Origin of the sequence: Pseudoduganella sp. RAF53_2 (genome assembly GCF_052113985.1) — a bacterium.
Lineage (GTDB): Bacteria > Pseudomonadota > Gammaproteobacteria > Burkholderiales > Burkholderiaceae_D > Rugamonas.
The window spans coordinates 1-4129 of record NZ_JBFRDW010000553.1 but is presented as its reverse complement, the minus strand read 5'-3'; the positions used below and the strand labels follow the sequence as shown (position 1 = coordinate 4129).

Sequence of the window (4129 nt, the reverse complement as noted above, 5' to 3'; positions counted from 1 at the left end):
CTTCCAATACCGTCGAATTGAACCTCGTTGCGCTGAACGATCTGCACGGCAATCTCGAAGCCTCCCGTTATGGCGGCGAGGAGAAGATAGGTGGCGTCGAGACGCTGGCCGCTGCATTGAAGGACTGGCGCAAGGATGATCCGCAACTGATGCTGGTGGGGGCAGGCGATCTGGTTGGCGCCAGCCCTGCGATATCCTCGATGTGGGCCGACGAACCGACCATTGATGCACTGAACATGCTGGGCCTGCGCGTGACTTCGGTGGGCAATCACGAATTCGATCCGGGCCGCGCCGAACTGCTGCGCCAGCAGAACGGCGGCTGCGCTTCGCCGCGCATGGACAAGGCCTGCAAGTTCGAGACTGCCTTTGAAGGCGCGAAGTTCAGCTATCTCGCCTCCAACGTCATCGATACCCGCAGCAATACGCCCGTGGTGCCTGCCTATCGTATCGAAGAGGTAAAGGGGGTGAAGGTGGCCTTCATCGGCGCCGTGGTCAAAGATTTGCCGGAACTGGTTTCCGCCAGCAGCCTGAGTGGCATGCAGGTGATCGATGAAGCGCAGGCCATCAACAAACTGATTCCACAGCTGCGCGAGCAGGGCGCAACTGTCTTCGTGGTGCTGATCCACCAGGGCGGCAAGCACGCGCACAATGATGAAGCCTTGCCGCAAAGTGAATACTGCGATGATCTGACTGGCGATATCGTGGGTGTGGTCAAGCGTCTCGACCCGGTCATTCGTCTTGTCATCAGTGGCCACTCGCACAAGGAATACCTGTGCAAGGTGGATGGCCGGCTCGTCACACAGGCACAGATGGGCGGTCATGTGCTGTCGCGCATCCGCATGATAGTCGACAAGCAAAGCGGCGTGCTGACCGACGTCAGCGCCCGCAATATCGTGATGGAGCCAGGCCGCTTCGGCGCCGAGCCAGCCATGCAGGCGTTTATGGACAAGGTACGCGCCCGCAGCAATGCGGAGCTGGCGAAACCTGTCGCCACCCTGGGCGCGTCCGTTGTCCGCCAGCCGCGCATGGATGGCACGGAAGAATCGCCGCTGGGACAGGTGGTGGCGGATGCGACACTGCTGGCAGGCCGTCCATGGGGCGCGCAGATCGCCTTCATGAACCTGGGCGGCGTGCGCATGGACCTGGAAACCCGCAAGGGCAATATCGCCACGCTGGGCAATGTGCAGGCCGCGCTGCCGTTCGGGAACGAGCTGGTGGTCATGAACATGACCGGCGCCCAGGTGCGCGCGCTGCTCGAAGAACAATGGCATGCTGGCGAAGCCAATAACAAGCGCGCCATGCTGCAGGTATCCGAAGGTTTCACCTACCAGTACGATTTGCGCCAGCCTGTTGGCCAGCGTATCGTCCCGGACAGCATAACGCTCAATGGCGTGCGCCTCGAAGACAGCGACAGCTATCGCGTAGCAGTCAACAACTTCATCGCTGAAGGCGGCGATGGCTTCTCCATGTTCACCAAGGGCAGCAATCGCGTGAAGACCGGCGTGCGCGACGTGGATTCGCTGGCGCAGTACCTGGTGCGCCGCGAGAACGATAGAAAACCGGTTGGCCAGCAGGCCACCACTTTGCGCTTCACGCGCATCAAATAAAGGAGCACCATGCGCCGCTTTATCCTTGCCGCTGCACTGAGCGCCGTTTTCGGCAGCGCCCATGCGGATTTCCGCATTCCCGGCTTCGAACTGGTGCAGACAGCGCCGGTTGAAACCACGCTGCACAGCGCCGATCTGCGCGATCCAGTGACCGTTTGGTCTGAGCTGTTCGATAACGCGAAAAGCGAGATCGTTATTGGCCAGTTCTACATTGCCAGCAAAGCCGGCGCACCTTTCGAACATGTGATCGAGCGCYTGGACGCTGCCGGCAAGCGTGGCGTGAAGATCCGCTTCCTGCTGGATCAAAAAGGTGTCGGCTTGTCCGATGCTGCGACCATTGAACGCATCAAGGCGATTCCGAATATGGAATTCCGCATCCTGGACGTCAACAAACTGACGGGCAACGGCATCATTCACGCCAAGTACCTGGTGGTGGACCGCGCTGTGGCCTTTGTCGGCAGCCAGAACTTCGACTGGCGTTCATTCACGCACATCCACGAGACGGGCCTGCGCATCAGCGATCCGAAAGTAGTTGGCGAAATTCAGGCGATCTTCGAGCAGGACTGGAGCGCCCAGGCGCAAGTGGCGCAAGGCCGCACCGTGGCGCCGCTGCGTGCCAAGGCGCCTGTGCTGGCAACGCCGGCGCCGCTGGCTGAAGTAGCGCCGGCGCTCGCTGCACCTGCAGCCGCGCCGGACGCCGTGCTGCTGTCCAGCCCGGGCGCGTTCAATCCGCCGGGCGTGCTCGATTCCGAAATCACGCTGCCAGCCTTGCTGGCCGATGCGAAAGAAGAAGTGCGCGTGCAGCTGCTGGACTACGCACCGCTCAGCTACGGCCCGAAAGGCACGCGCCCTTACTACGCAGTGATCGACAACGCCGTCCGCGCTGCGGCCAACCGTGGCGTGAAGATCAAGCTGATGGTATCGAACTGGAACCTGGAAGCGCCGGCGCTGGCTTACCTGAAGAGCCTTGCCGTGCTGCCGAATGTGGAGATCCGCGTGGTCACGCTGCCGAAAGCCTCGACCGGCTTTATTCCGTTCGCGCGCGTCATCCACAGCAAGATCATGACGATTGACGGTAAGCTGGCCTGGGTCGGCACCAGCAACTGGTCCGGCGGCTATCTGGACCTGTCGCGCAATATCGAAGTCGTGATGCGCAACGAGCAGATGGCAAAACGACTGACGGCGCTGCATGAACAAACCTGGTCTTCGCAATACGCGCAGCCACTGGACATCAACAAGAACTACCCGAAACCGAACAAGGCCAAGGAAGAGGAATGAAAAAACTCGCATGCATCGCGGCGATCAGCGCCGCCTTTATTTCGACCAACGCGCTGGCGTGGGGTAATGCCGGTCACCGCGTTGTCGGCGCCATCGCCGATAAGCTGATCAAAGGCACCGACGCGGAGAAGCAGGTAAAAGCCTTGCTGCTGCCGGGTGAAAGCCTGGAGTCCATCGCCAACTGGGCGGACTGCGTGAAGGGCACCTTCTGCGGCCCGCAAACCGCGGAGATGGCGGATTATGTGAGCGCCAATCCGAAGCACTCCGAATATCACTACACGGACGTGCCGTTCCAGCTGAGCGAATACCACGATCACGCCGTCGGTACGGCTGATGACGACATCGTGCAAACAATGAAGGAAGCTATCCTGGTCCTRCAGGGCAAGGATACGCCGGAAACCAACCCGCACAAATTCACCAGGCGCCAGGCGCTGCTGATCCTGACCCACCTGGCCGGCGACATCCATCAGCCGCTGCACGTGGGCGCGGCCTACGTCAGCAAGGACGGCATGTTCGTGGTGCCGAAAACCCAGGCAGAAATCGATTCGCTGAACGTCTTTGATTCGCGCGGCGGGAACAACTTCCAGATGGACGAAGCGGCATTGGCTGCATCGAGCGCGAAGCTGATTCCGCCGTCGGACACCAAACCGGAAGCATCTAAGTATCCGACCAAGCCTTTCCACTCTTACTGGGATACCACGGTGGTGGATTACGCCATGCGCCGTACCAGCAAGCGCACGCCGGAGCAGTTCGCGCAATGGGCCGTCGAGAACAAGCCGGCGCTGGCCGCCAATACAGGCGATGTGGCGAGCTGGCCGTATCAGTGGGCCAACGATGCACTGGTGGTATCGAAGCAAGCCTACGCCGATGTGAAGGTTGGTACCGCGACCAAGCAGACCAGCAAGAGCGGCGAAGCTTATACGGTATGGGCCATGACGGTGCCGGACAACTATCCCGTGCCGTCGTCCGCGATCGCACGCGAGCAACTGGTCAAAGGCGGCTACCACCTGGCCGAGCTGCTGGAAAAAATCTGGCCTTAAACCAAGGCGCGGAAAGGGCGGGCAGGAGGGGCGCACAAGGCGCAGGCAGTCACCTGCTTGGAGTGCGCGCTGGTCTTGATATGCCAGCTCAGCTATCTCCCCCCGCTTCCTTGAATATAGTCCGCGCAACGAGTCGATACAATGAAAAAACCCCGCCGCGGCGGGGTTTCTTTTTGACTGTGTGGCCTTAGCGCGACTTGACGA

General features: G+C 60.8%; 3 protein-coding genes. All 3 read left to right on the top strand.

The window, feature by feature from the left end; translation table 11 throughout:
• A partial coding sequence (locus tag AB4Z11_RS25155) for a bifunctional metallophosphatase/5'-nucleotidase (RefSeq protein WP_442028508.1) occupies positions 1–1607 on the top strand: 1607 nt, incomplete at its 5' end.
• A gap of 9 nt (positions 1608–1616) precedes the next feature.
• Entirely contained in the window at positions 1617–2885 is a 1269-nt protein-coding gene (locus AB4Z11_RS25150) for a phospholipase D-like domain-containing protein (protein WP_442028507.1), read from the top strand.
• Positions 2882–3925 carry a S1/P1 nuclease gene (locus AB4Z11_RS25145; protein WP_442028506.1) on the top strand — a complete coding sequence of 348 codons (1044 nt, stop codon included), beginning with the start codon at positions 2882–2884 and terminating at the stop codon, positions 3923–3925. Before AB4Z11_RS25150 ends, AB4Z11_RS25145 begins: the two co-directional genes overlap by 4 nt.
• Positions 3926–4129: the final 204 nt, after the last annotated feature.